At 65.0% G+C, this 23,902-nt stretch carries 27 protein-coding genes; 14 read left to right on the top strand and 13 right to left on the bottom strand.

Annotated elements, in window-relative coordinates; genetic code table 11:
- The first annotated feature begins 21 nt into the window (after nucleotides 1-21).
- From ACLV8F_RS13670 to ACLV8F_RS13655, 4 genes are all read left to right on the top strand, one after another.
- The gene (locus ACLV8F_RS13670; RefSeq protein ID WP_411884756.1) at nucleotides 22-606 is read left to right on the top strand and encodes a hypothetical protein; all 585 of its coding nucleotides are present in this window, start codon (nucleotides 22-24) and stop codon (nucleotides 604-606) included.
- A 115-nt stretch (nucleotides 607-721) separates the two neighbouring features.
- Nucleotides 722-1,822 (top strand): DUF4062 domain-containing protein, encoded by a 1,101-nt coding sequence (locus ACLV8F_RS13665; protein ID WP_411884755.1) that lies wholly within the window; start codon nucleotides 722-724, stop codon nucleotides 1,820-1,822.
- Nucleotides 1,819-2,244: a hypothetical protein gene (locus ACLV8F_RS13660; protein ID WP_411884754.1), complete on the top strand. Its 426-nt coding sequence runs from the start codon at nucleotides 1,819-1,821 to the stop codon at nucleotides 2,242-2,244. Before ACLV8F_RS13665 ends, ACLV8F_RS13660 begins: the two co-directional genes overlap by 4 nt.
- Before the next feature lie 88 nt (nucleotides 2,245-2,332).
- Nucleotides 2,333-2,632 carry a hypothetical protein gene (locus ACLV8F_RS13655; RefSeq protein WP_411884753.1) on the top strand — a complete coding sequence of 100 codons (300 nt, stop codon included), beginning with the start codon at nucleotides 2,333-2,335 and terminating at the stop codon, nucleotides 2,630-2,632.
- Nucleotides 2,633-2,717: 85 nt separating this feature from the next.
- On the opposite strand, the gene cynS is transcribed toward ACLV8F_RS13655, so the two are convergent.
- The 9 genes from cynS to ACLV8F_RS13610 all read right to left on the bottom strand — a co-directional run bounded on the left by cynS (nucleotide 2,718) and on the right by ACLV8F_RS13610 (nucleotide 11,767).
- Nucleotides 2,718-3,161, bottom strand: a complete 444-nt coding sequence (cynS, locus tag ACLV8F_RS13650; RefSeq protein ID WP_411884752.1) for a cyanase — start codon at nucleotides 3,159-3,161, stop codon at nucleotides 2,718-2,720.
- 57 nt (nucleotides 3,162-3,218) lie between these two features.
- Nucleotides 3,219-4,070: an ABC transporter ATP-binding protein gene (locus ACLV8F_RS13645; protein WP_411884751.1), complete on the bottom strand. Its 852-nt coding sequence runs from the start codon at nucleotides 4,068-4,070 to the stop codon at nucleotides 3,219-3,221.
- Nucleotides 4,060-4,929 (bottom strand): nitrate ABC transporter permease, encoded by an 870-nt coding sequence (ntrB, locus tag ACLV8F_RS13640; RefSeq protein WP_411884750.1) that lies wholly within the window; start codon nucleotides 4,927-4,929, stop codon nucleotides 4,060-4,062. The genes ACLV8F_RS13645 and ntrB overlap by 11 nt, the downstream gene beginning before the upstream one ends.
- A 155-nt stretch (nucleotides 4,930-5,084) precedes the next feature.
- The gene (locus ACLV8F_RS13635; protein ID WP_411884749.1) at nucleotides 5,085-6,488 is read right to left on the bottom strand and encodes a CmpA/NrtA family ABC transporter substrate-binding protein; all 1,404 of its coding nucleotides are present in this window, start codon (nucleotides 6,486-6,488) and stop codon (nucleotides 5,085-5,087) included.
- A gap of 314 nt (nucleotides 6,489-6,802) precedes the next feature.
- On the bottom strand, nucleotides 6,803-7,222 hold the full coding sequence (locus ACLV8F_RS13630; protein ID WP_411884748.1) for a CBS domain-containing protein: 420 nt from the start codon (nucleotides 7,220-7,222) through the stop codon (nucleotides 6,803-6,805).
- Between the two features lie 126 nt (nucleotides 7,223-7,348).
- A complete protein-coding gene (locus ACLV8F_RS13625; RefSeq protein ID WP_411884776.1) occupies nucleotides 7,349-8,008 on the bottom strand; it encodes a response regulator in 660 nt (219 codons plus the stop codon).
- Nucleotides 8,009-8,019: 11 nt separating this feature from the next.
- A complete protein-coding gene (locus ACLV8F_RS13620) occupies nucleotides 8,020-9,255 on the bottom strand; it encodes a PAS domain S-box protein (protein ID WP_411884747.1) in 1,236 nt (411 codons plus the stop codon).
- Between the two features lie 74 nt (nucleotides 9,256-9,329).
- Nucleotides 9,330-11,105: a heparinase II/III family protein gene (locus ACLV8F_RS13615; RefSeq protein WP_411884746.1), complete on the bottom strand. Its 1,776-nt coding sequence runs from the start codon at nucleotides 11,103-11,105 to the stop codon at nucleotides 9,330-9,332.
- Nucleotides 11,106-11,176: 71 nt separating this feature from the next.
- Entirely contained in the window at nucleotides 11,177-11,767 is a 591-nt protein-coding gene (locus tag ACLV8F_RS13610; RefSeq protein WP_411884745.1) for a hypothetical protein, read from the bottom strand.
- A gap of 285 nt (nucleotides 11,768-12,052) precedes the next feature.
- Here ACLV8F_RS13610 and ACLV8F_RS13605 point away from each other — a divergent pair, with 285 nt between their 5' ends.
- The 10 genes from ACLV8F_RS13605 (at nucleotide 12,053) to ACLV8F_RS13560 (ending at nucleotide 20,781) form a co-directional block, all read left to right on the top strand.
- Complete coding sequence (locus ACLV8F_RS13605; protein WP_411884744.1) at nucleotides 12,053-12,526, top strand: hypothetical protein; 474 nt, start codon at nucleotides 12,053-12,055, stop codon at nucleotides 12,524-12,526.
- A 5-nt stretch (nucleotides 12,527-12,531) separates the two neighbouring features.
- Nucleotides 12,532-13,842, top strand: coding sequence for an MFS transporter (locus ACLV8F_RS13600; protein ID WP_411884743.1), 1,311 nt, complete (start codon nucleotides 12,532-12,534; stop codon nucleotides 13,840-13,842).
- Nucleotides 13,839-14,282, top strand: coding sequence for a PTS sugar transporter subunit IIA (locus ACLV8F_RS13595; RefSeq protein ID WP_411881271.1), 444 nt, complete (start codon nucleotides 13,839-13,841; stop codon nucleotides 14,280-14,282). The genes ACLV8F_RS13600 and ACLV8F_RS13595 overlap by 4 nt, the downstream gene beginning before the upstream one ends.
- Complete coding sequence (locus ACLV8F_RS13590; protein ID WP_411881272.1) at nucleotides 14,251-14,520, top strand: HPr family phosphocarrier protein; 270 nt, start codon at nucleotides 14,251-14,253, stop codon at nucleotides 14,518-14,520. Before ACLV8F_RS13595 ends, ACLV8F_RS13590 begins: the two co-directional genes overlap by 32 nt.
- Entirely contained in the window at nucleotides 14,517-16,283 is a 1,767-nt protein-coding gene (gene ptsP / locus ACLV8F_RS13585) for a phosphoenolpyruvate--protein phosphotransferase (RefSeq protein WP_411884742.1), read from the top strand. The genes ACLV8F_RS13590 and ptsP overlap by 4 nt, the downstream gene beginning before the upstream one ends.
- A 119-nt stretch (nucleotides 16,284-16,402) precedes the next feature.
- Nucleotides 16,403-16,864: a Spy/CpxP family protein refolding chaperone gene (locus ACLV8F_RS13580; protein WP_411884741.1), complete on the top strand. Its 462-nt coding sequence runs from the start codon at nucleotides 16,403-16,405 to the stop codon at nucleotides 16,862-16,864.
- Nucleotides 16,857-17,312, top strand: coding sequence for a DUF4260 domain-containing protein (locus ACLV8F_RS13575; RefSeq protein ID WP_411884740.1), 456 nt, complete (start codon nucleotides 16,857-16,859; stop codon nucleotides 17,310-17,312). Before ACLV8F_RS13580 ends, ACLV8F_RS13575 begins: the two co-directional genes overlap by 8 nt.
- A gap of 34 nt (nucleotides 17,313-17,346) precedes the next feature.
- Nucleotides 17,347-18,030: a response regulator transcription factor gene (locus tag ACLV8F_RS13570; protein ID WP_411884739.1), complete on the top strand. Its 684-nt coding sequence runs from the start codon at nucleotides 17,347-17,349 to the stop codon at nucleotides 18,028-18,030.
- Nucleotides 18,027-19,352, top strand: a complete 1,326-nt coding sequence (locus ACLV8F_RS13565; protein WP_411884738.1) for an ATP-binding protein — start codon at nucleotides 18,027-18,029, stop codon at nucleotides 19,350-19,352. Before ACLV8F_RS13570 ends, ACLV8F_RS13565 begins: the two co-directional genes overlap by 4 nt.
- 280 nt (nucleotides 19,353-19,632) lie before the next feature.
- A complete protein-coding gene (locus ACLV8F_RS13560; RefSeq protein ID WP_411884737.1) occupies nucleotides 19,633-20,781 on the top strand; it encodes an EAL and HDOD domain-containing protein in 1,149 nt (382 codons plus the stop codon).
- A gap of 16 nt (nucleotides 20,782-20,797) precedes the next feature.
- Here the strand turns inward: ACLV8F_RS13560 and ACLV8F_RS13555 are convergent, their stop codons facing one another.
- Genes ACLV8F_RS13555 through ACLV8F_RS13540 form a run of 4 tightly spaced genes read right to left on the bottom strand, consistent with a single transcriptional unit; the run spans nucleotide 20,798 to nucleotide 23,865 of the window.
- Nucleotides 20,798-21,091 (bottom strand): DUF3325 domain-containing protein, encoded by a 294-nt coding sequence (locus ACLV8F_RS13555; RefSeq protein WP_411884736.1) that lies wholly within the window; start codon nucleotides 21,089-21,091, stop codon nucleotides 20,798-20,800.
- A complete protein-coding gene (locus ACLV8F_RS13550) occupies nucleotides 21,088-22,731 on the bottom strand; it encodes a PepSY-associated TM helix domain-containing protein (RefSeq protein WP_411884735.1) in 1,644 nt (547 codons plus the stop codon). Before ACLV8F_RS13550 ends, ACLV8F_RS13555 begins: the two co-directional genes overlap by 4 nt.
- A complete protein-coding gene (locus ACLV8F_RS13545) occupies nucleotides 22,728-23,072 on the bottom strand; it encodes a DUF3649 domain-containing protein (protein WP_411884734.1) in 345 nt (114 codons plus the stop codon). The genes ACLV8F_RS13550 and ACLV8F_RS13545 overlap by 4 nt, the downstream gene beginning before the upstream one ends.
- 55 nt (nucleotides 23,073-23,127) lie before the next feature.
- Nucleotides 23,128-23,865 (bottom strand): DUF4198 domain-containing protein, encoded by a 738-nt coding sequence (locus ACLV8F_RS13540; protein WP_411884733.1) that lies wholly within the window; start codon nucleotides 23,863-23,865, stop codon nucleotides 23,128-23,130.
- Between the last annotated feature and the right edge of the window lie 37 nt (nucleotides 23,866-23,902).

Raw genomic sequence — 23,902 nt, 5'->3', positions numbered from 1 at the left:
AGTAAAATTGCAAATTGCACCGTGCATTTAATTGGATGTGTGAATATGCATGCGGTCCCATCTCTCAACGATATTCACGTCATCGCCTTCTGCGCTGAAGTTGTGGCGGGTGGTTGCGCTGTCGAAGTGCCTTGTCTCCCTCGTCTTGATCGCCCCCAACGCGAATGTTTTCCGATCGTCGAAGAGACGATTTCCCTCCACGGGGGAACGATGCTCACAGGTTGGGCGATCTGGGAATGGCCAAAGCTCTTCATTGAGGCCGAATTCCATGCGGTTTGGTCAAACTCTGAGGGCGAATTGCTAGACATCACGCCGCGTTCGCTGTTTTCTACTCATATCGTTTTTCTTCCCGATTCCTCGGTTAACTACGATGGCAGACAAATCGACAACGTACGGAAGCCTCTGGTTAAGGATCACGATTTGACTCGATTCCTATTCATATTTCGTAGACAGTTTGAGTTGTTGAACAAGGGGGATCTTGCTTTTCAACATGGACCCATCTCTCTTCCACAGAAGTCATTGAAGGAATTGCGAGGGCTTCAGAAGGAAGGCGCGCGATTGGAGCGCAGGCTTCACAATAGGTACATTCAACATCCAAAGGAGTAAAGGCTTGCGTCTCGGACTTCAATGATGAATAACCATTTGGTCGAAGGCCGTTCCAGCGGCGAGACATCAACTTCACCTCAACTTTGAGCTTAGCTCTCTAGTATTGATGCAACCTATGGATAAGCGCTTCCAAGTTTTTGTCAGTTCCACTTTCGAAGACCTCAGAGAGGAACGGCAGGAGGTAATGCACGCCCTTCTGGAACTCGACTGCATGCCTGCCGGGATGGAACTCTTTCCTGCTGCAAATGAAGATCAGTGGTCACTAATCAAGAAGGTTATTGACGAGTGCGACTACTACCTTTTGATCTCAGGCGGACGATATGGCTCAATCGGTCCGCAAGGACATAGTTACACCGAAATGGAGTACCGATACGCGTTGGACTCCGGCAAGCCTGTCATCGCATTTCTTCACAAAGATCCCCAACAACTGGCTGCTGGTCGTTGCGAACAAACTGACGACGGGAAGAAGAAGTTAGTTGCGTTTCGCGCGCTGATCCAGCAAAAAATGTGCAAATTTTGGGATAGCCCGGCAGACTTGGGCTCTGTGGTGAGTAGAAGCTTGGTAAGGCTAACCAAAACGACCCCCGCGATTGGCTGGATTCGTGCTAACCAAGTTACCGATGCAATGGCGGCCGCAGAGGCTTTGCAGTTGCGTAAGAAAATTGAGGAACTCGAGGCACGCCTTCGGGAGGCACGATTGTCTGCACCTGTTGGAGCCGAGAGGTTGTCTCAGGGGGAAGACGAGTTCAATATCGACTATACATTCGACTCAACTGACGGAACGGGCCAAGGCTGGAGTTGGGAGCTAAATTTTGATATCTCATGGAACCGGATTTTTTATGACGTCGGCCCCGTAATGCTAGATGAGGCAACAGACGCGGAACTGCGGATAGCGCTTAATAGAATGGTCAGAGAGAGATCCCGCCCTTCTCGCACAAAGAATAGACGGTTGGCCGGGCATAAAGGAATTCGAGGATTTTCGATCACAGAGCATGACTTGCAGACGATTAAGATCCAGCTAAGAGCGCTGGGACTAATTGCTAAAAGCGAGCGAAATAGAAGCGTCAAAGATAACGCGTCATATTGGACGCTAACGCCTTATGGCGATCAAATCCTCACAACACTTCGTGCCATACAAAAAGACGACGAAGATGAACCTGCTGATCAGCCATTAGCGGCTGAAGCTGCAGGTGAAGAGAGCCAGGACGCAGGATGAAACATGTAGCTGTTCTGATCTTGTTTTCTGTCGTAGTCGTGGGCTGTGAAGGTCTTGACTCGCAAGAGGATGCAAAAGCGAAAGAAGCGCTCATCGGGAGCTGGTACAACGAAGCCAAAGACTCCAATGAGCGACAAATCAAAGCCGTGATAGCGCTTGATGCTTCGGGCACTTTCTCGGCCCGTGAGCTCATCATGGGTGAGCCAAACGAAGAGAAGAGTTCAGGACCCTGGTACGTCACCGAAGGGCTACTCAAGCTTCAGACAAATGAGATCGACGGCAAAAAGCTTGGGACTCGAGAATCGCGGTTTTTCACTTGCAAGTTGGTTGACTTGAATCCTAAGGACTTCGCATGCGTTCAGGCAAACGGAAACCGCCGGTTCGTGTTCCGGCGAGTTTCGAGTGATTTCGCACTGTTCTAGCATTTCAATCAGCGCGAACTCATCTGAGACCCTCGACGCTAACCTGAAGATTCCAACAAGCCGTGGCATTCGTTTATGGAGAGTTTTCTTGGACCATTCAAATCAAGTTGCGTGGGCTGTCGCGCTCTTTGGTTGCATTCCATCTTTCGCCATAGCGATTCGTTGCAAGTCCGAAACATTGTGGCGCACATTTTTGCTTAGCCTCAGCGCGATCCCCATCGCATTGATCCTGGTCTTTCCCGCCGTGCTTCTCAATTCATTTTGCATAAGCATGAAGTACTGTGATTCGCACGGCGACGGAAATCTGGCTTACTGGTTTGGTTCAATCCAGGTGATTCCCGTTTACTGGCTCATTGTCATGGTGATCAACCCGCTCAGAAATCGGTGAGGCTAAGAATGCGGGCCTGCTCCCGCGATTGCCTGGCCTCAGCAACCGCGCTTAATCGCCGCACCGTAAACGGCCGACAGCGAGATTAATAAGTCTTGTACGGCAAGAACTTCCCCGACAACACCACATTCACGCGATCCCCTTTAGGATCGGGCTGGCGCACGATGTCCATGCTGAAGTCGATCGCGCTCATGATGCCGTCGCCGAATTCTTCGTGGATCAGTTCCTTGATGGTCGTGCCGTAGACACTGACGATTTCATACCAGCGGTAGATCAACGGGTCGGTCGGCACGGGTGTGGGCAGCGAGCCTTTGTAGGGCACGACTTGCAGCCATTTCTGTTCTTCCGTGGTCAGGCCAAAAATCTTGCCTATGACTTTGGCCTGCTTGGCGTCGAAGGTCATCTGGCCCAGGCAGCCTGCGGTGACCCATTCCTTGCTGAGGCCGACCTTCTTGGCGACGGATTCCCAGGTGAGGCCTTTGCTGACTTTGGCGGTGATGATTTTTTCGGTGATGTCGTTGCGGTTCATGGTTTGTCTGCTCCTGTGTTGAAGTGGGTGTGAAGGAAAGTGAAAAGAAACGGTACGTCAATGCGCCTTGGCGCGCGTGACCAGGAAATCGACGATGTGGTTGCGCAGCTCGTAGTAGCCGGGCAGGTGGTGCAGGCCGGCGCGGGTGCGTTCCCTGGGCAGCGGGTTGATGACTTCTTCGGCAATGCGGCCGGGTGCGTACACCCCTTCGTTGTCGGTGCCGTTGCTCATCAGCAGGATGCGGTCGGCCAGCAGGATGGCTTCGTCGACGTCGTGGGTGATCATGAAGACGGTCTGCTGCGTCTGGCGCACGATGGCCATGAGTTCGTCCTGGATGGTGCCGCGTGTCAGTGCGTCGAGTGCGCCGAAGGGTTCGTCGAGCAGCAGCATCTTGGGCTGGATGGCGAAGGCGCGCGCAATGCCGACGCGTTGTTTCATGCCGCCGGAGAGCTGTGAAGGCTTTTTGTCGATGGCGGCGGAGAGGCCGACCATGGCGACGAATTTTTCGACGTGGGCGTTGACCTGGGCCGAGGTCCAACCGGCCCAGCGTGAGACGACGGCGAAGGCGATGTTCTTGCGCACCGTGAGCCAGGGCATGAGCGCATGGCTCTGGAAGACCACGCCGCGCTCCAGGCTGGGGCCGCCTATCTCGCGGTTTTCCATAAAGACGTGGCCCGATGTGGCGCTGTCCAGCCCGGCCAGCACATTGAGGATGGTGGTCTTGCCGCAGCCCGAGTGGCCGATGATGCAGACGAACTCGCCCTTGCTGATGCTGAAGGACACATCGGCAAACACCGGCCTGCCGGGCGTGAAGGTCTTGCTGAGGCCTTCGATCTTGAGAAATCCCTGCATGGCGTGTTCTTTCGGTGGTGTGGCGACAGGGGTTCGTGTGGATGGCTCACTCCACATAGGTCACCACCTTCTGCAACTGCGCAAAGGCCAGGTCCAGCAGCATGCCGACGACGCCTATGACCAGGATGGCGAAGATCACGTTGGTGAGGGACAGGTTGTTCCATTCGTTCCAGACGAAGTAGCCGATGCCGGTGCCGCCCACCAGCATCTCGGCGGCCACGATGACCAGCCAGGCAATGCCCATGGAGATGCGCATGCCGGTCAATATGGTGGGCGCGGCGGCCGGCAGGATGACCTGGAAGGCCTTGCGCAGGGGGCTGACTTCCAGCGTGCTGGCAACGTTGAGCCATTCGCGCTTGACGGAGGCCACGCCGAAGGCGGTGTTGATCAGCATGGGCCAGACCGAGCAGATGAAGATCACAAAAATGCCGGAGGTCGACGAGTCCTTGATGGTGTAGAGCGCCAGCGGCATCCAGGCCAGGGGAGAGATCGGTTTGAGCACCTGGATGAAGGGGTCGAAGGCGCGGCGCAGCAGCGGCGACATGCCGATCACAAAACCCAGCGGTATCGCCACCAGGCAGGCCAGGAAAAAGCCCAGGCCGACGCGCGCCAGCGAATGCCCGAGCTGGATGGCGATGCCCTTGTCGTTGGGGCCGCGGTCATAAAACGGATCGCGCAGCTGCTGCACGAAGGTTTCCCCCATCTGCATGGGCGTGGGAAAGCCCGAGGCCTTGGCCGCGCCCGGGTCCTTGCCCATCATCTTCTGGTACTCGATCTGCTCGGCCGTCATGCCCGCGCTGCCGGGGCCCGTGCCGGCCGAAGAGGCCGTGGCGGCATACCAGATGGCGACAAAGACCACCAGCAGCAGGGCCGAGACAATGCCGGCGCGAAAGCCCAGGGTTTTGAAAATGTTCATGGTGTCATTGCTTGGTGGCTTCGTCGTCTTGCTCCCTCGCCCCTTGGGAGAGGGTGGGGTGAGGGTCTTTGGTATTCGGGTCTCCGTTGTTGAGTGCGGGGCGGGGAGCCCTCACCCCAACCCTCTCCCGGAGGGAGAGGGAGTACAGATCCTTTTCAGGACATCTTGTTGATGGCGAAGCCTTTGGCGTACTGGTCCGCCTTGGCCGCATCAAACTCCTTGCCCATGATGGTGAACTTGGGGTAGCTGCCTTCCGGTGTCTTCTGGCCCAGCTCCTTCATGTACTTCTTCGCGTCGGTGATCAGGAAGACCTTCTCGGCGATCTGCTTGTAGTTGACCTCGCCCTTGACGTAGCCCCAGCGTTTCATCTGCGTGAGCATCCACACCGCCATGGACTGCCAGGGCATGGGGTCGAAGTCGGCGCGGTCGGGCACGGTCTTGATGTTGCCCAGGCCGTCGGCGAACTTGCCGGTCAGCACCTGTGCGATCACGGCTTCGGGCTGGTTCAGGTAGGCCTGCGGCGCGATGACTTTCGCGATCAGTTCGCGGTTTTTCGGGTCGCGGGCCATGGCGGCGGCCGTCAGCACCGCGCGGTAGAGCGCGGCGAAGGTGTTGGGGTTTTTCTGGATGAATTCGGTGGAGGTGCCGAAGGCGCAGCAGGGGTGGCCGTTCCAGATGTCCTTGGTCAGCAGGTGGATGAAGCCGACTTCTTCGTACACCGCGCGCTGGTTGAACGGGTCGGGGCCGAGGAAGCCGTCGATGTTGCCGGCGCGCAGGTTGGCCACCATTTCGGCCGGTGGCACCACGCGCAGCTGCACGTCGGTGTCGGGGTTGATGCCGGCTTCAGCCAGGTAGTAGCGCAACAAAAAGTTGTGCATCGAGTACTCAAACGGGATGGCGAACTTGAAGCCTTTCCAGTTCTTCGGGTCGCGGTTGTTCTTGTGCTTGAGCGCCAGCGTGATGGCCTGGCCGTTGATGTTCTGGATGGTGGCCACGTTCATGGGCGTGGCGGTGGAGCCCAGGCCCATGGAAATCGCCAGCGGCATGGGCGACAGGAAATGCGTGGCGTCGTATTCCTTGTTGATCATCTTGTCGCGTATCAGCGCCCAGCCGGCCGTCTTGGTGACTTCGACCTCCAGGCCCTGCTGCTTGTAGAAGCCCAGGGGGTGGGCCATGATGAGCGGCGTGGCGCAGGTGATGGGGATGAAGCCGATCTTGAGATTGGTTTTTTCGAGCTTGCCTTTTTCCTGGGCCATGGCCTGCATGCTGGCCACGGGCAGCACGCTGGCGATGGCGGCCATGGCCGTGCCCTTGCCGACGGCGCGCAGGAAGCGGCGGCGCACTTCGTCCTGCGGGAACAGGGCCTTGACCAGCGTGGCCTCAATGAATTCGTTGGAATAGGCTTCGAACTCGCTGGTCAGGCTGCGCTTGCGCAGCTCGACGGCGGCGGCATCGGCGGCCACGGCGGCGTGGTGGTCGGCCGCGCTGTGGTCCTTGCCGCAGCTGCACTTGAGCATCAGGGGCTGGTCGGCGTCGTAGGGAGAAAAGAATTCAGACATGGCGCGCACCTTTCGTTGGAAGATGCGGCTGTCTTGCAAGCAGCGGGCCACTTTGGCTGGATTCTGGCGAAACTGCGGCATGCGCCGCATTTCGCCGTGGGTGCGATGACAGTGTGTAGGGCGTCCACTACAAAACCGGCCTGCAAAACCGGAAAGGTGGGGCGGCCCTGCCGCTTTGGCGTTCGCCGGCCGGGACGCCGGAGGGTTTCTTCAGGCTTCAGCGGCGCCGCGCCGGCTCACGGCGGCGCGCGGGCCGCATCGCCGCACCAAATTAGCGCAGGCCTGGGCCGATACCCGCAGCTCTGCCGTGGCGCTCAGGCCGGCGAGGAGATATCGGCCAGCGACTGGCCCACATCCTCTTCGTCCTGGCCCTTCACGGCGATGTCGCCGATGGAAATGATGCCGGCCAGGCGCTGCGACGCGTCCAGCACGGGCAGGCGGCGGATCTGGCGGGACGCCATGTCGGCGAGGACGGTGTCGAGGTCGTCGGTTTCGCGCGCGGTGCGCACGTCGGTGCTCATCACGGTGGACAGCGGCGTGTCGCCGCCCAGTCCCTGCGCCACGGCGCGCAGCACGATGTCGCGGTCGGTCACCATGCCGAGCAGCTTGTCGCCCTCGCACACGGGGATCACGCCCACGTTGAGTTCATGCATGGCTTTCGCGGCCTCGGCCACGGTGGCGCCGGGGGCCAGGGTTCGCACATTGCGGGTCATCACGTCGTTCACGGTGGTCATCAAAATACTCCTTGGATTGGACTGAGCGGCGGCGCCGTCTGCAGCCAGCATGACCCGGGAGCGCGCGTTATGTGAGTCAACGGGCGCCCAAGCGGCCGTAGGACAAGGCCGTGCGAAAGTCCGCGCTCAGGCGCCGGACGGCGCCTTGCCGTGGCGCTCGGCGTACAGCGCCAGCTCCACGTCGTTTTTGGCGCCGGTTTTTTCAAGGATGCGCAGCCGGTAGGTGCTGACGGTGTTGGACGCCAGGCCCAGCTGCGTGCCGATCTCGCCGACGGACTTGCCGGCCGTGAGCAGCCGGAACACCTGGTGTTCGCGGTGCGACAGGGCCTCGGCGCCGCTGCGCCCGCCGCTGCCGCCGACGGCGCTGGCCAGTGCTTCGGCCGTGGCGGCTGAAACGTAGAGGCCGCCCGCCGCCACCTTGCGCACCGCGGCGATCATGTCGTCGGGATTCGCGCTTTTGTTCAGGTAGCCGGCCGCGCCCAGCTTGATGCAGCGCACGGCGTATTGCTTTTCCGGGTAGGTGCTGAGCATCAGCACCGGCAGGCGCGGCCAGCTTTTTTTCAGGGCCTGCAGCACGTCCAGGCCGTCGCGGTCGGGCAGGGCGATGTCCAACAGCACCGCATCCAGGCCTGTGTCGCCGCCCAGCGCTTCGACGCGCAGCAGCACGTCGGGGCCGGTTTCGGCTTCGGCGGCCACTTCGATCTCGGGCGCGTCGGCCAGCACCTGCTTGAGGCCCTCGCGCACGATGCGGTGGTCGTCGCCGATCAGGATTTTGAGGGTGCTCATGGCGATGGCGGTCATGTCGAAGGCAGCGCGATGCGCAAATGGAACAGCGAGCCGCGGCCGACTTCGCTGGAGATCTCGAGGCTGCCGCCCAGGTGGCGCGCGCGCTCGCGCATGCCCATCACGCCGTAAGCGTCGGCCGCTTCAAACGCGGCGGCTTCGGCGCCGCGGCCGTTGTCCTGCACCGCGATGCTGATGCCGGTAGCGTCGGCCTGGATGCGGATGGCGACCTCGCTGGCCGCGGCGTGCCGGCCCACGTTGCTGAGCATCTCCTGGAAGATGCGGAAGATGGCTATCGCGGAAGGCTCGGGCAGCGGCGCGGCGCCGGCCACGTCCATCTGCCAGTCCAGCGCCAGCTCGGCCGACTGCACGAACTCGTGGGCCTGCCAGTCGAGCGCGGCCCACAGGCCCTGGTGGTCCAGGATGCTGGGGCGCAGGTCGGTGATGATGCGGCCCACGTTGTCGACCGCGCTTTCAATCAGCCGGCCCATGTTCTGGCATTTGTGGCGCATGGTGTCGCGCATGGCCTGGGCCGCGTCGGGTTCGCGCTGCTGCTGCTCGCCCAGGCGCTTGTCCAGCCAGCCCACGTCCATCTTGAGGGCCACCAGCAGGCTGCCGAGTTCGTCGTGCACCTCGCGCGCGATGCGGGTGCGCTCTTCCTCGCGCACGCTGTGGGTGTAGGCCGTGAGTTCGCGCAGGTGCTGCAGCGCTTCCGACAGCGCATGCGTGCGTTCGCTGACGCGCTGCTCCAGCACAGCATGGGCCTGGCGCAGCGCGTCCTCGGCCTGGCGGCGCGCCGAGATGTCGACAAAGGTGACCACCGCGCCCTGCACCACGCCGCCCTCGACGATGGGGTAAGAGGAGTACTCCACCGCGAAGGCGCTGCCGTCCTGGCGCCAGAACAGCTCGCTGTCGATGCGGCAGGGCAGGGCCTTGCGGAAGGCGTTGAAGATGGGGCACAGGTGCTCGGGGTAATGCGCGCCGCCGGCATGCGAGTGGTGGGCGAGTTCGTGCATGTTGCGGCCCAGCACCTGCTCCGCTTCGTAGCCAAGCTGCTCCGCGCCGGCCCGGTTGATGAAGGTGCAGCAGCCGTCCATGTCGATGCCGAAGATGCCTTCGCCGGTGGACTCGAGCAGCTGCGACAGCCGGTCGCGCCAGACCGGCTGGTCGGCGCCGGGAAGGTGGGTGGGCGGCGTCGCCGGCGTGGTCGCTGTGACGGGCATAACCGGAATGGCGATGTCTTCAAACATAAACGGCATTAGCAAGCCGCGTGCCCAGCTTGGTGCGGGCTTTGGCCTGCAAAGTGCGCCAAAGCGGTGCGGCCCTAGCCCCGTGAGAAGCGGGCCCCCAGTTTCCAGCTGCCGTCTGCCCTGGGCTTTCCGGACACCACCAGCTGGCGAACGTTGGGGTTCGGCTGGTCGAAGTCGCGGCGGGGCGCCGAGATATCGAGCACGTCCAGCTGGATGGCGTCGCCTTCAAACTGCACGGTCAGGCGCTTGCCCTTTTGCGTCAGAAACGCGGCATTGCCTTCCAGCCTGACCTCCGCCTCGGTGGCCATCGCCCACCGGACCGTGCTGCCCGGGCGGGCGCCGAGAAGCTCGTCGTCGAGTTGCACCGCATCATCCAGGAAACGGGCGCGGCGTGTGGCCTGCGTGACCTGGCCCGGCAACAGCGCGGCGGTCAGGTCTATCAAGGCTTCGCGCTCGTCAACCATGCGCAGCGTGGCCATGCCGCGCACACTGTGTGCGTGGCCGCCCAGCGTGAGTGTGTTGTGCGCTTCAGCTGACAGCCTGAAGACCTGCCAGCGTGTCGACTCCCGCCTCATGTTCCACAGGTCTATGCCGCGTGATTCCAGGCTACCGTAGTCCTGCGCGCCGAGGTCTTTGGCCCATCGCAGGCCATCCAGGTCGAGCACAAAACTGCCTGCGTCCATGTGCGCATGGCTGTGCGCCGCTCCGCCCGCCTTGATGGCGAACCACCATGCGTCCGGATCGGACCATGACGAACGCCAGATGGCGAGCGGCTGCGCCCCCTGGCCCGAGAAATTTGTCGGCGCGGTATTTTCCCTTGTTTGTGTGGGCCACCACAACACCGAGAGGGGCGCGAAGAGGTCAGACAGGCCCTGCCCGTTGCGGATCATCCGGCGCTTGGCCGTCAACAACGCGGGCTGGTCCAGTTCACGGGCCAGGTAGACGATGGCGCATGGCAGGCCCTGGTCCTCGGTGCTGTCGGCAAAATTGAAATACTTCCCGGACGGGCCGATGGTGTGGGCATAGAACTGGGCGCTGCGCTTGAATCCGGGCGCATCCAGCAAGCCCCAATTGCGGTCCGTGTTGCCGTCCTTGTTGCCGCGCAGTGCGGCGGCCAGCAGCACCGTGTAGCTGCTTCCGTAGCTCCAGTAGGCCGGCCCCTCCGGGTAGACCCCATCCGGGCGGTAGGCATTGAGCCCGATAAAGACGCCCTGGCGCGCCGCCGCGAGGAGGTCGGCCGCAAGTGCGGGTTCGTCTTCCTCAACGGCCAGCGCGCCGAGGACCATGCCGCCTATGCAAACCTGGTTCCAGTTGTTGGTGGACCTGAACGTGATGTGGCCGTTGCGCGCCTGGGCAATGCCCTTGTTGACAATCGCGGCGCGCAGGACGGCGCGGTCATAGTCCGACAGGTCATTCAAAAGCCAGCTGTAGGAAATGGCCATGCCCGTGGTGATCTCGGCGAGCTCCAGGTAGATATCCGGAAGCCAGTCACTGAATGCGGCGACGGCGAGCATTTCCTGCCGGGCGCGGTCCAGAAAAACCCGCTCCCCCGTCACCCGGTAAGCGAAAGCCCACTGCAGGCTTCGGCGAATGAACTCGCGCGAGACACCGAGAGGGTGGCCGCCCTTGGGTTTGTGCTCCAGCGGAGGCAGGGCGACGTCGGTGCGGGCGCGTGCCAGCAGTGCCGCGGTGAAACGGGCGAGATCAGGGTCGGCTTTGCACCGATCAGGCAGGGACGACCAATCGGTTTCGCTGGCAAGCAGTGTTGGGCGGACCTGAACTGTCGGGGACGATTCGGTCGCCGCCTGCATGCTTGCGCAGCCCGTCAACTGGGCGGTGGCTGGAAGCATCGCTGCAAGAAAATTACGGCGGCTGAAAGGCATCGTTTTTGTCCTGCAGTCCCGAGTAGCGGGCTTGCTTGCTAGTCCGTGAATTCGGTAAACATTGTTTCAGGGCAACGCCCGCCTGAGCCACTGCGTGTGTAGTAATTCCAGCGGTACGCCATTTCCGTGTTGTCCCGGCAGGCCACGCCCTTGTACAGCTTGCCGTAAGTGGCCCTTGCGCCTGAGGACGAGCGGAAGCTGTCATGCGATTCAGCCACCAGCACGCCCTCTTTGGGGTAGACCTTCAGCACGCCGAAAGACGCGTTGCTCGGGATGTCGTAGTCCACATAGAGCGCGCTGTGCTCAGGGTCCGGGCGCGCGTTTTCTATCAAGATAAAAACAGCCTGCTGGTCCGCCACCAGCTCTTGCTGCGTCAGGTGGGTAAACGATTGGGACTGCATTTTTTTGCCGAATTTCAGCGCGGAGCCCAGCACCAGCAACGGTTTTCGTTCGCCCGTGGCGGCGGGGTTGAACCGGTGCTGAAGCGGCTTTTTAAACCGGTTGACGACAGCCGAGAAAATTTCGTCGTCGCTGAAGTTCTGGTTTTGCAGCTCCAAACTCCAGGCGGGGCGTGCGGCGCACAGCAGCATCGCGGCCATGAACAGGGGTGTTTTGAAATTGATCATCATCACCGAGCTTATCAAGCCAGGGCCCTGCCCGGGCGGCCGTGCTTGCGGGCTCGCATCCCGGCGCGCAGGGTCCTGGGCTTTTTCACCAGGGGTTCCGGGCACATGCCAGGCATGAGCAGGCAAGGTGCCCGGCTTGGTGCAAGGCCGGACGCCTCCTGCGCGCCGAAGCGGTGCAAAACGCCGCCCGAAGGCGTGAATCCCTGTAAAGTCCAAGGCATGCTTATGATTTCCCGGGGTGCCGCGCGCCTCTTGCCGCGACCGGCCGCCGCCTTTTTCCTGACAGCGATGGTTTTACTCGCAGCCTGCAGCCCCGCCCTGAACTGGCGCGAAGTGCGGCCCGAGGGCACGCGCCTGGCGCTGCTGCTGCCCTGCAAACCCGACAAGGCCGAAAAAACCGTGCCGCTGGGCGGGCCGGCGACGCCGCTGTCCATGCTGGGCTGCGATGCCGGTGACGCGACTTTTGCGGTCGCGGTGGCGCAACTGGCCGATGCGGCGCAGGCCGCAACGGTGCTGGCGCAGTGGCAAAGCCTGACGCTGGCGAATATGAAAGCCGGGCCGGCGCAGGTGTCGCCGCTGAAGATTCCGGGCGCCGACGCCGTGCTGGTCAAGGCCCAGGGCCAGCGCGCCGACGGCACGCCGGTCAGCGGGCAGGCGGCTTACTTTGCGCAGGGCGCGCAGGTGTTCCAGGTGGTGCTGTATTCGGCGCGCATCGCGCCCGAGGCTGCCGACACCTTTTTCTCCAGCCTTAAGTTCGAGTGATTCGGATGACGACCGCCCAAACTTCCCTGTCCGCCGCGCGCAGTGCATCGCCTGCCGCGTCATCCGAAGCCGGCCGGCTGGACGCCTGGACAGGCGCCATCGTGTTCCTGGCCTTTGCCGCCGCCTATTTCTGTTCGGCCCTGGTGCGGGCCATCACGGCCACCTTGTCGCCGGTGTTGACGCAAGACTTCTCATTGCATGCGCGCGACCTGGGGCTGCTGGCCGGTGGTTATTTCCTGGGCTTTGCCGCCACGCAGTTGCCGCTGGGCACCTGGCTGGACCGGCACGGCCCCAAGCGCGTGATCCTGTGCTTCTTGAGTGTGGCCGTGCTGGGCTGCCTGGCGTTTTCGCTGGCGACCAGCTTCGCCTGGCTGCTGGCCGCGCGCGTGCTGGTGGGCATGGGCGTGAGCGCCTGCCTGATGGCGCCGCTCACCGGCTTTCGCCGCTGGCTTGAGCCGGGCACGGTGCTGCGCGCCAACTCCTGGATGCTGATGACGGGCTCGCTGGGCATGCTGGCCTCCACCCTGCCGGTGCAGTGGCTGATGCCGGTGACGGGCTGGCGGCCCATGTTCTGGATCCTGGCGGCGATGATCCTGCTGTGCATGGCGGCCATCGCCTGGGTGGTGCCGACGTGGAAGCTGGGCCATGGCGCCGCGCCGGCGGCAACGGCGGGGGCCGAAGCGGAGACGGGTTACGCGCCCATCTGGCGCAGCCGCTATTTCCGCAAGATGACGCCGCTGGCTTTTTTCCATTACGGCGGGCTGGTCGCGGTGCAGACTTTGTGGGCCGGCCCGTGGATGGTCAAGGTGGCGGGCTACACGCCGCTGGAGGCGGCGACCGGCCTGTTCTATATCAACGCCACCATGCTGGTGACCTTCTGGAGCTGGGGCATGGTCAACCCCTGGCTGTCGCGCCACGGCTGGGCGGCGACGCGGCTGATCGCCTGGGGCGTGCCCCTGAGCCTGGCGGTGCTGGCGGCCAACATCGCGGCCGGCCCTTCGGCCGGCTGGCTGGGCTGGGCCCTGTTCTGCATGAGCTGCAGCGTGCTGGGCCTGGCGCAGCCGGCGGTGGGCATGGCTTTCAAGCCCTCGCTGGCGGGCCGGGCGATGTCGGGCTACAACCTCATGATTTTTTCCGGCGTGTTCGTCGTGCAGTGGGGCATAGGCCTGCTGATCGACGTGTTCGCCGCCATGGGCCTGGCGCAGGTGGCGAGTTTCCAGGCGGCGATGGGGGTGTTATTGTGTTGTTGTATCGCCTCATATGGGTATTTCCTCAGTGTCAGCGCCGATAATTCAGTCGAACCCGAAAACCCATGAACGGCATCTTCATCATCGCCCACGCCCCGCTGGCCTCCGCCTTGCGCCAGTGCGTGCTGCATGTGTTCCCCGACAACGCGCCCGGCGTCGCCGCGCTCGATGTCCAGCCCAACATGCCGCCCGAGGAAACCCTGGCGCAGGCGCGCATCATGCTGGCGCAGCTGGGCACCTCGCATGCGCTGGTGCTGGTCGACGTGTTCGGCGCCACGCCCTGCAACGTGGCGCAAAAGCTGGTCGACGGCGTCCACTCCAAACTCATCACCGGCATCAACCTGCCCATGCTGCTGCGCACCATCTCCTACCGGCACGAGTCGCTCGACGCCCTGGTGGCGCGGGCCCTCATCGGGGCCACGCAGGGCGTGATGCAGGTGGCCATCACCGCTCCGCAAAACCAGGTACGCCGAAACCATGATAAAGACCAGCACGAGCATCAACAATAAGCTGGGCCTGCACGCCCGCGCCTCCGCCAAGCTCACCAAACTCGCCGGCAGCTTCGGCTGCGAAGTCTGGATGAGCAAGGGCGAGCGCCGCGTCAACGCCAAAAGCATCATGGGCGTGATGATGCTGGCCGCCGGCCTGGGCAGCACGGTTGAGGTCGAGACCAACGGCAATGACGAGCAAGCCGCCATGGACGCGATCCTGGCACTGATCGCCGACAAATTCGGAGAAGGTGAATGACCTTTTCCGTTCACGGTTTGGCTGTTTCGCGGGGGATCGCGATAGGCCGTGCCGTGCTCGTGGCGTCCAGCCGCGCCGACGTCGCGCATTACTTCATCGACCCCGGCAAGACGCTGGACGAGATCACGCGGGTGCGGGTCTCGCGCAACGCGGTGATGGAAGAAATCACGCGCGTGCAGCAGGACCTGCCCAAGGACGCGCCGCACGAGCTGGCCGCGCTGCTGGACGTGCACCTGATGCTGCTGCAGGACGAGCAGTTGATCAGCGGCGTCAAGCACTGGATCACCGACCGCCACTACAACGCCGAGTGGGCGCTGACCACGCAGTACGAAATCATCGCGCGCCAGTTCGACGACATGGAGGACGAGTACCTGCGCGAGCGCAAGGCCGACCTCGAGCAGGTGGTCGAGCGCATCCTGCGCCACATGAAGGGCGTGGCCTCGCCGGTGCAGCCGGCGGCCCAGGCCGGCGCGGGCCGCAAGGCCTCGCAGCAGGATTTGCTGCTGGACGACACCACCGACGTGCCGCTGGTGCTGGTGGCGCACGACATCTCGCCGGCCGACATGCTGCAGTTCAAGCAAAGCCTGTTCGCCGGCTTTGCCACCGACGTGGGCGGCAAGACCTCGCACACCGCCATCGTGGCGCGCAGCATGGACATCCCGGCGGTCGTGGGCGCGCGCAGCGCCAGCCAGCTGATCAAGCAGGACGATTGGGTCATCATCGACGGCGATGCCGGCGTGCTGATCGTCGACCCGTCTCCCATCATCCTGGCCGAGTACGGCTTCAAGCAGCGCCAGGGCGAGCTGGAGCGCCAGCGCCTGAACCGGCTGAAGAACACACCCTCGCTGACCATCGACGGGCAGCGCGTCGAACTGCTGGCCAACATCGAGATGCCCGAGGACACCGTGGGTGCGGTGACGGCCGGCGCGGTCGGCGTCGGGCTGTTCCGCAGCGAATTCCTCTTCATGGGCCGCAGCGGCAAGCTGCCCGACGAGGAAGAGCAGTACCAGGCCTACCGCAAGGCCATCGAAGGCATGCAGGGCCTGCCGGTGACCATACGCACGGTGGACATCGGATCGGACAAGCCGCTGGACCGCCACGCCAAGGCGCAGGACACGCACCTGAACCCGGCGCTGGGCCTGCGCGCCATCCGCTGGAGCCTGGCGGACCCGCCGATGTTCTTGACGCAACTGCGCGCCATCCTGCGCGCGGCCGCGCACGGCCAGGTCAACCTGCTGGTGCCCATGCTGGCGCACGCCACCGAAATCCGCCAGACCATGGCGCTGATCGACCACGCGCGCGCGCTGCTCGACAACACCGGCATTCCCTACGGCCCGGTGCGCCTGGGCGCAATGATCGAGATCCCGGCCGCGGCGCTCACGCTCAAGCTCTTCCTGAAGTACTTCGACTTTTTGTCGATAGGCACCAACGACCTGATCCAGTACACGCTGGCCATAGACCGCGCCGACGAGGCGGTATCGCACCTCTACGACCCCTGCCACCCGGCCGTGCTGCGCCTGATCGCCGACACGATTGCCGAATGCGACGCGCAGGGCAAGGGCGTCAGTGTCTGCGGCGAAATGGCCGGCGACATCAGCATGACGCGATTGCTGCTGGGCCTGGGCCTGCGCAGTTTTTCCATGCATCCCTCGCAGATCCTGGCGGTCAAGCAGCAGATCCTGCGCGCCGATGCCGCCAAGCTGAAGCCCTGGGCGGAGCAGGTGCTGGCCAGCGAAGACCCGGCAGCGCTTTTACAAGACTGAGCGAGGCCGGGCGGCGCCCGCGCCGAAACAAAGCGAAACATGCCGCAACCGGCGCGAAAACACCCGCGGGCCTTGCGCGGGCACCATGAAGAACCTCAACTCCTCTCACAAGGCGCTTCATGAAACACCGCATCAAAAAACTCCTGCTCGGCCTGTTTGGCGGGGCGCTCATCATCGGCAGCCTGGGCGCCTGCGCGCAGCGCGGCCCGGGCGGCATGCACGGCGACATGGGCTCGCCCGAGTTCCGCGCCCGCATGGTCGAGAAAGTCGGTTCGCGCCTGGACCTGGACGCCGCGCAAAAGCAGAAGCTGGCCGTGCTGGCCGACAAGCTGCATGCGCAGCGCACCGCCCTGCGCGGCGCGACCGAGCCGCGTGACGCGTTTCGCGGCCTGTTCGCCGGCAACACGCTGGACCAGGCCGGCGCCAAGAAGCTGATCGATGAAAAAACCGCAGCCCTGCAGGCCGGCAGCCCCGAGGTGATTGCCGCCGCGGCCGACTTCTTTGACAACCTGCGCCCCGAGCAGCAGCAGAAAGTGCGCGACTTCATGGAGCGCGGCCGCCGCTGGGGCCACCGTGGCTGAGGCGCTGTTCTTCCCGCCCGCGCGCATCGCGCGGGCGGTGCGGCGCCAGGCCGTGGCTGCCGCGCCCGGCAGCGCCAGCGGCGGCGTGCGCCTGCTGCTGCGCGCCGAGGGGCTGGCCGTGCTGGCCGCCTCGGTCGCGGCCTATGCGCAGTTCGGCGCGGGATGGGGCTGGTTCGCCGCGCTCTTCCTGCTGCCCGACTTGTCCTTCCTGGCCTACCTCGCGGGGCCGCGCTGGGGCGCGCTGGCTTACAACGCGGCGCATTCTTATCTGGGCGCCGTGGCTTTGCTGGCCGTGGGCGTGCTGGGTGCTTCGCCGCTGCTGCTGGCGGCCGCGCTGGTCTGGTGCGCGCACATCGGCTTTGACCGCCTGCTCGGCTATGGCCTCAAGTACGGCACGGGTTTTGGCCACACCCACCTGGGCCGCCTGGGCCCGCGGGACCCGTGGTGAAGGCGGCTTGCACGCGATTCCCTATGATGGCCGCATGCCCCGCATCCTCCTGATCGACGACGACGAGCACCTGGCCGCGCCGCTGGCCGCTTACTTCGCGCGTTTCGACTTCGTGCTGGACAGCGCCCTGCGCCCCGGCGAGGGCTTGGCCAAGCTGCGCGCCGGCGCCTACGACGCGGCCATCCTGGACGTCATGCTGCCCGAGATGGACGGCTTCGCGCTGTGCCGCGAGATCCGCAAGGAAAGCGACATCCCGGTCATCATGCTGACCGCGCGCGGCGACGTGATGGACCGCGTGGTCGGCCTGGAGCTGGGCGCCGACGACTACCTGCCCAAGCCCTTTGAGCCGCGCGAGCTGGTGGCGCGCGTGCAGACCATCTTGCGGCGCCAGCGCGCCGTGCCGCCGGCCGGAGCGCGCCGCGTGTTCGAGGGCCTGGCGATCAACCTGGAAACACGCGAGGTGCTGCGCCTGGGCGAGAAGGTCGAGTTGACCGGCACCGAGTTTGAATTGCTGGCGCTGCTGGCGGCCGACCCGGGCAAGGTGTTCAACCGCGACGACATCCTGAACCGCCTGCGCGGCCACGAGGCGGAGCTCTACACACGCGCCGTCGACATCGTGGTGAGCCGGCTGCGCAAAAAGCTGGAGCCGCTGGACTGCATCAAGACCCTGCGCAATGCCGGCTACACCCTGGCGGTGGGCAAGGCGGGCGCGCCATGAAAATGAAGTGGCGAGACCGTTGCGGCCGCTCGCGGCCCGAGCGCTGGCGGCACCGCTGGGGGCATTCGCTGCGGCTGCGCCTCATCACGGTGTTTTTGCTGCTGGCGTTGTGCATGGGCGCGGTCTTCATGGGCGGCATGCAGCGCGCGTTTTCCAGCGGCTGGCGCGACGCGGCCAAACCGCTGGTCAGCGACTACATGGACCGCCTGGTGGCCGACCTGGGCTCGCCGCCCGACCTGGGCCGCGCGCAGGCGCTGGCCGCGCGGCTGCCGATTTCCATCCGCATCGAGGGGCCGCAGGTCAACTGGCAGTCGCACCCCGACCGCAAGCTGTTTGACGGCCGCGCCAGCGACTGGCTGAGCCGCACCACGGCCGACGGCCACAAGGTCATCTTCGGCCCCGGCACCATTCCCTGGCAGGGCTCGCCGCACGGCATGTTCGGCTGGATCACGCTGGCGCTGCTGCTGGGCCTGCTGGTGGGCGCCTATGCCTATGTGCGGCGCCTGCTGCGCCCGCTGGACGACATACGCGCGGGGGCAGAGCGCTTCGGCCAGGGCCTCTTCGACACGCCCATCCCGCTGCGCCGGCGCGACGAGCTCGGCGACCTGGCCGGGCGTGTCAACACCATGGCGCAAGACATCAAGGGCATGCTGGACGCCAAGCGCGGCCTGCTGCTGGCGCTGAGCCACGAGCTGCGCTCGCCGCTGACGCGCGCGCGCCTCAATGCCGAACTGCTGCCGGCCGCGGGCGAGGGCAGCGCGCCGCGCGAGCGCGATGCGCTGCTGCGCGACCTCGGCGAGATGCGCGACCTGATCAGCGATTTGCTCGAAAGCGAGCGCCTGGCCAGCCCGCATGCCGCGCTGCAGCGCGAGCCCGTGGACCTGGCCGCGCTGGTGCGCGAGGTGGCGGCCGACATGGCCCATGCGGCGACAGTGGAACTGGACCTGGCGGCCGGGTTGCCGCCGCTCGCGCTGGACCGCATGCGCGTTCGCCTGCTGCTGCGCAACCTGATGGACAACGCGCTGCGCTACAGCGCCGGTGCGGCGCGGCCGCCGTGCGTGTCGCTGCAGCCGGCCGGCGGCGGCGTGCTGCTGGAGGTGCGCGACTTCGGCCCCGGCGTGGACCCGGCGCAGCTGGCGCACCTGACCGAGCCTTTTTACCGCACCGACGGCGCGCGCCAGCGCGCCACCGGCGGCGTGGGCCTGGGCATGTATTTGTGCCGGCTGGTGGCACAGGCGCACGGCACGCAGCTGGAAGTGCGCAATGCGGAGCCGGGGCTGGCCATCAGCCTGCTGTGGCCGGCGGAGCCGCCGCGGCCCTGAGTTCATCCCCGGGTTCACGGTTTTTTTTCGCGCCTTGTGTGAAGTTATGCGCGGTGATGGACCCGGCAGGGGTGGTTGGCTTGCGCCGCGAGCTTGTAACAAAAGGATAATTCCCCCCTTATCCGGCCACCCGGGACCCATGCCTTGAGCGCATTGTCGGCGCGCTCAATGAAGGTGTTCAGCAGAGGCGTGGCGACCCCTTCATCCAATCCTGGGCCGAAGTTTGGCAAGCGAAAACAACTATATTTTCAGGGCCCCCCTGCTTGACGTCCAGCAACGCGTGACCGGCTACCTGCTGGCAAGCCAGGGCAGTTCCGGGGGCGGTGAATCTTCCGGCGAGACCACGTCGCACCAGCTGCTGGCATTGCTGGCACACGCCCGCGAGACACCGTCCGGCCGCTTCTTCATCGAAGTCCCTTCCGTGGCGCAGTTCGCCGGCGAACTGGAAGGTTTCCCGCACCACGCGCTGGTATTGATCCTGAAGCAGGCGGACTTGCTGGACAAGGCCAACCAGGCCGTGTTGACGTCCTGGCGCGCGCGCGAACTGGGCCTGGCCTTGCGCGTCGCGGACTTTGCCACCCTGGAAAACCGGGACAACGCGCTGCAGCTTTCCCGCCTCAGCCACCTGCTGGTGGCCCATGACCACCCCGAGCGCGAAGCCATCACGCGCTTTGCCCGGCACAGTTCGCCGCCGCTGCGCGTGGTGGTAGACCGGATCCCGGGCTGGCAGGCGCTGGAAGCCTGCGCCGGCACCGGAATCGAAGGAATTTTTGCGGACATCTGCCGGGCTCCGCGCGAGATCAAGCAGGCCGTCAAGCTGGGCCCCGAAGCCCAGCAGATCCTGCAGCTCATGCACCTGGTGCAGGGCGATGCGGACATCCGCAATGTGGAGAAGGCGCTCAAAACCGACTTGCAGCTTTCCTACAAGCTGCTGCGCTACATCAATTCGGCTGGTTTCGGCCTGGAAGTCGAAGTCGAGTCGGCGCGGCATGCGGTGTCCATGCTGGGTTATGCGCCGCTGTTCCGCTGGCTGCTGCTCTTGCTGGCGCGCACCCACACCACGGGCTTTTCCCCCGCCCTGATGCAGGCCGCGATGATCCGCGGGCGCTTCGCGGAATTGCTGGGGCAGGACTTCCTGACCCGGCGCGAAGCGGAAAACCTGTTTGTCGTCGGCATGTTTTCCTTCCTGGACCGCCTGCTGGGAACCCCGGTGCCCGAGGTGCTGGCCCAGCTGGTGCTGCCGCCCGCCGTCTCGGAGGCGCTGCTGTCGCGGGAAGGCGTCTACGCGCCGGTGCTGGCGCTGGTGGAAGCCTGCGAGGGCCTGGACGGCCGCGCCGTCGATTTCTCGGCGCCCATGTCCATGACGGCCGAAGACGTCAACAAGGCCCATGTGTCGGCCATCATGTGGGCGCAGAACATCAAGATGTAGCCTGCCTTGCCGCAGCCTATCGGGCCTTGCGCGGCGCGTAGCTGAGCAAAACAATGACGGCCAGGGCCGCGGCCGTCATCACGCCGAACCACAGCACCCAGCCCTGGGTGGCGCCATCCGTGGCGAGGCAGGCCAGCAGGCAGGCCGTCAGTCCCACAACACCGCCGGCGCGCAGGCAGGGCCGCAGCTTGCCGGGCTTGCGGCCCCGCCCCAAGAGGTCTTCGAAATGCCGGTCCATCGCCAGCGCGAGCGCGGCAAAGCCCGCGAAGGCGGCGCATCCGGCGAAGGCGATCAGCAAGGCGTCCTTCATGGGGCCGCACCCGCATCCGCAAGTGGGTGGCCCGGCTTGCGTGCCGCCTGCCGGCTGTCCTTGCGCGCAAGCCACCAGGCACTGAGCCCGAAGACGGTGCCCAGCGCGAGGCAGACCAGGTCGAAGCCGGCCACGCGCCACAGGCCCGCGGGAATCGTCACGCCCAGGTGGCTGGCCGTGGTGGCGGCGTTGAGCAGGGGAATCGCGCCGAACAGGAAGGCCGCGATGCCCAGCTGCACCAGCCACATGCGGCGTGTTGGCCATGCCAGCCCGGCGATGGCGGCCAGCGCCCACACGGCGAAGAAGAGGTTGATTTCGGCCTGCGCGCGCTCATGCAGCTGCACCGGCAGCAGCCGGTTGGCCCAGAAGAAGGCCGCCATGGCGATCGGCAGGCCGGCGATGGCGCCCACGTTCAGGCCGTCGACCAGGCGCGAGGCCCAGCCCACGCGCCCACCGTGCGCCAGGGCCTTGCCGTACTTGTTGCGTTCCTTCACGGCCCACAGCAGCAGGCCGGTGGCCACCATCACGCAGCCGGCCAGGCCGGAGATGAAGAACAGCGCGCGCAGCAAAGGGTCCGCAAAGCGGCCCAGGTGCAGGCCGTACAGCACACTGCGGGTGGTGACGGCGGCGCCGCGCTCTTCACCGACTTCGCTGAGCAGCTCGCCGGTGGCGGCATTGAACATCAGTGCGGGCTGCGAGGAGGACATGTCCTGCCCTTCGCGGCGCGACAGGATGAGGGTGGCGGCCGCGTCGTTCGGGTTGTTCACGGTGATGCGGCCGACCGGGGCGCCGTTCCAGCGCGCGGTGGCCTGGGCCACCAGCGGCCCGACCGGCACGAGCGGGGCGGCGATGCCCGAGGGCTTGGGGTCGCGCGGCCCGCTGGCCGGGAACACCTCGGCGATGAAGGCGTTCTGGTCGCCCTTGTAGGTGACCTGCGGGCCCCAGGGCATGTACATCAGCATCAGCGTCACCAGGCCGGTGTAGGTGATCATCAGGTGGTAGGGCAGCGCCAGCACAGCGACAGCGTTGTGCGCGTCCAGCCAACTGCGCTGGCCCTTCCGGGGCCGGAAGGTGAAGAAGTCCGCGAAGATGCGCCTGTGCGTGATCACGCCCGAGACGATGGCCACCAGCATGAACATGGCGCAGATGCCGATGATCCAGCGCGCCCACAGCACCGGCATGTAGTGCAGGTCGAAATGCAGGCGGTAAAAAAACTCCCCTCCGCGCGTGTCGCGGCTGGCCGCCAGCGGTTTGCCGGTGGCCGGCTCCAGTACGGCGGAGTCGAAGCGGCCGCGCCGGCTCACGCCGGGCTCGGGCGGCGCTTCCGCCTGGCCCTTGGCCGCGGGCGCGCGCATCCAGGTGGCGCGCACGTCCGGCTCGCGTTCGGTCGGCAGGGTGATGAACCAGCGCTGGCCCTTGCCGCCGCGCGCCTGCAGGGCGGCGACGACGTTTTCGGCGACCTGGGCTTGCGGCACATCCTTCAGCGCCGCGGCATGCAGCTCGGGCCGCATCCAGTAGCTGATTTCGTCCTTGAAGTAGGAGGCCGTGCCGGCCGCGAACACCATGAACAGCACCCAGCCGACCAGCAGGCCGCTGTAGGTGTGCAGCCAGTTCATCGATTGGCGAAAACCTTCCTTCATGCGCCGGCCCTCGCGTAAAAGTGCCACAACAGCCCGGCGCCCAGCAGCGCGCCGGGCGCCAGCAGCCCGGCCCAGGCGCGCGCCGCGCTGCGCGCGGCGAACACCCAGAGCACGGCGCAGATGTAGACCACGAAGGAGGCCAGCATGCCGGTGACGGCGGCTTCGGCGCGGCTGGCCGGCAGGTAGATGGCCGTCACCGTGGCGGCCAGTGCCGACAGCGCGTAGCCGCCCACGATGGAGGCCAGCGCGCGCGAGGCCACGCCCAGGCGGTAGTGCAGCCCGGCACTGCCGCGCGACAGCCAGCCGTGGCGGCTGTAGCCGTGTTCTTCAAGCTTTGACATTTGCTACGGGCCTTCTTGCCTGCCTTGCCTTGTGAGCGGCGATTTCGGGTGGATATCAATTCGCCTTGTTCGGCGGCGCGGCGGGTGCGGCCGGCAGGGCGGCCAGGCCTTCGCCTTGCACCAGCGTCAGCGAGGTGACGTAGGCGCCGCGGTCCCACTTCTCGGCGCCGCGCTCGCCGCCAGCGGTGTCGGTGTGCGACAGCTCCAGCACATAGGTGCCTTGCCACGGCAGGTTCACGGTGAGCTTGCCGGCCTCGTCGGTGTGGTGTTCCTGGGCCCAGCCGGAGGCGGTGACGACGGCGACCTTGGCCTTGGCGAGCGGCTGGCCCTTGTAGAAGGCCTGCAACTCGGCGCCGCCCTTGGCGCTTTGCCCGGTGGGCACGAGGTCCAGCGTGAGTTTGGGGTCCTGTTTCGCCAGGTCGGTGACCAGCCGCGCGGCTGGCACGTAGAGGCTGCGCGTGACTTTGTCGCCCTGCTTGCGTTCCGAAATGGGGTAGGCGGGCTCCTCGGCCACCAGCGACTCGCCGCGCGCGGCGCGCCCTGCCAGCGCGAAGCCGTTGGCGGTTTTGTTCACCTGCAGCGGCTCGGCGCCTTTGGCCGAGAGCTTCTGGCCCACGGGCTTGACGAATTTGTCGAGCAGGCCGGGCGAGGCCTCGCGCAGGTTCTCGCCGAACTCGCCGAAATAAAGTTTGGCGCCTTGCGCATCCTGCTCAAGCCAGACCTGGTGGGCCTGGGCGGTGAAGGTCATGGCGGCCGCGGCGGCCATGGCCAGGGCGATAAGGGTGTATTTCATGGTTTCTCCTTGGAAAGTTGCTGGAAGTTGAATGGCG

It is taken from the genome of Polaromonas sp. YR568 (assembly GCF_943369675.1).
GTDB lineage: Bacteria > Pseudomonadota > Gammaproteobacteria > Burkholderiales > Burkholderiaceae_C > Polaromonas.
This window is presented reverse-complemented; position numbering and strand designations above follow the sequence as displayed.

Coding starts and splice junctions, on each gene's coding strand:
- ACLV8F_RS13665 (WP_411884755.1), top strand. CDS start 722: ATGGATAAGCGCTTCCAAGTTTTTGTCAGTTCCACTTTCGAAGACCTC.
- ACLV8F_RS13660 (WP_411884754.1), top strand. CDS start 1,819: ATGAAACATGTAGCTGTTCTGATCTTGTTTTCTGTCGTAGTCGTGGGC.
- cynS (WP_411884752.1), bottom strand. CDS start 3,161: ATGAACCGCAACGACATCACCGAAAAAATCATCACCGCCAAAGTCAGC.
- ACLV8F_RS13645 (WP_411884751.1), bottom strand. CDS start 4,070: ATGTGGAGTGAGCCATCCACACGAACCCCTGTCGCCACACCACCGAAA.
- ntrB (WP_411884750.1), bottom strand. CDS start 4,929: ATGAACATTTTCAAAACCCTGGGCTTTCGCGCCGGCATTGTCTCGGCC.
- ACLV8F_RS13635 (WP_411884749.1), bottom strand. CDS start 6,488: ATGTCTGAATTCTTTTCTCCCTACGACGCCGACCAGCCCCTGATGCTC.
- ACLV8F_RS13630 (WP_411884748.1), bottom strand. CDS start 7,222: ATGACCACCGTGAACGACGTGATGACCCGCAATGTGCGAACCCTGGCC.
- ACLV8F_RS13625 (WP_411884776.1), bottom strand. CDS start 8,008: ATGAGCACCCTCAAAATCCTGATCGGCGACGACCACCGCATCGTGCGC.
- ACLV8F_RS13620 (WP_411884747.1), bottom strand. CDS start 9,255: ATGTTTGAAGACATCGCCATTCCGGTTATGCCCGTCACAGCGACCACG.
- ACLV8F_RS13615 (WP_411884746.1), bottom strand. CDS start 11,105: ATGCTTCCAGCCACCGCCCAGTTGACGGGCTGCGCAAGCATGCAGGCG.
- ACLV8F_RS13610 (WP_411884745.1), bottom strand. CDS start 11,767: ATGATGATCAATTTCAAAACACCCCTGTTCATGGCCGCGATGCTGCTG.
- ACLV8F_RS13605 (WP_411884744.1), top strand. CDS start 12,053: ATGGTTTTACTCGCAGCCTGCAGCCCCGCCCTGAACTGGCGCGAAGTG.
- ACLV8F_RS13600 (WP_411884743.1), top strand. CDS start 12,532: ATGACGACCGCCCAAACTTCCCTGTCCGCCGCGCGCAGTGCATCGCCT.
- ACLV8F_RS13595 (WP_411881271.1), top strand. CDS start 13,839: ATGAACGGCATCTTCATCATCGCCCACGCCCCGCTGGCCTCCGCCTTG.
- ACLV8F_RS13590 (WP_411881272.1), top strand. CDS start 14,251: ATGATAAAGACCAGCACGAGCATCAACAATAAGCTGGGCCTGCACGCC.
- ptsP (WP_411884742.1), top strand. CDS start 14,517: ATGACCTTTTCCGTTCACGGTTTGGCTGTTTCGCGGGGGATCGCGATA.
- ACLV8F_RS13580 (WP_411884741.1), top strand. CDS start 16,403: ATGAAACACCGCATCAAAAAACTCCTGCTCGGCCTGTTTGGCGGGGCG.
- ACLV8F_RS13570 (WP_411884739.1), top strand. CDS start 17,347: ATGCCCCGCATCCTCCTGATCGACGACGACGAGCACCTGGCCGCGCCG.
- ACLV8F_RS13565 (WP_411884738.1), top strand. CDS start 18,027: ATGAAAATGAAGTGGCGAGACCGTTGCGGCCGCTCGCGGCCCGAGCGC.
- ACLV8F_RS13555 (WP_411884736.1), bottom strand. CDS start 21,091: ATGAAGGACGCCTTGCTGATCGCCTTCGCCGGATGCGCCGCCTTCGCG.
- ACLV8F_RS13550 (WP_411884735.1), bottom strand. CDS start 22,731: ATGAAGGAAGGTTTTCGCCAATCGATGAACTGGCTGCACACCTACAGC.
- ACLV8F_RS13545 (WP_411884734.1), bottom strand. CDS start 23,072: ATGTCAAAGCTTGAAGAACACGGCTACAGCCGCCACGGCTGGCTGTCG.
- ACLV8F_RS13540 (WP_411884733.1), bottom strand. CDS start 23,865: ATGAAATACACCCTTATCGCCCTGGCCATGGCCGCCGCGGCCGCCATG.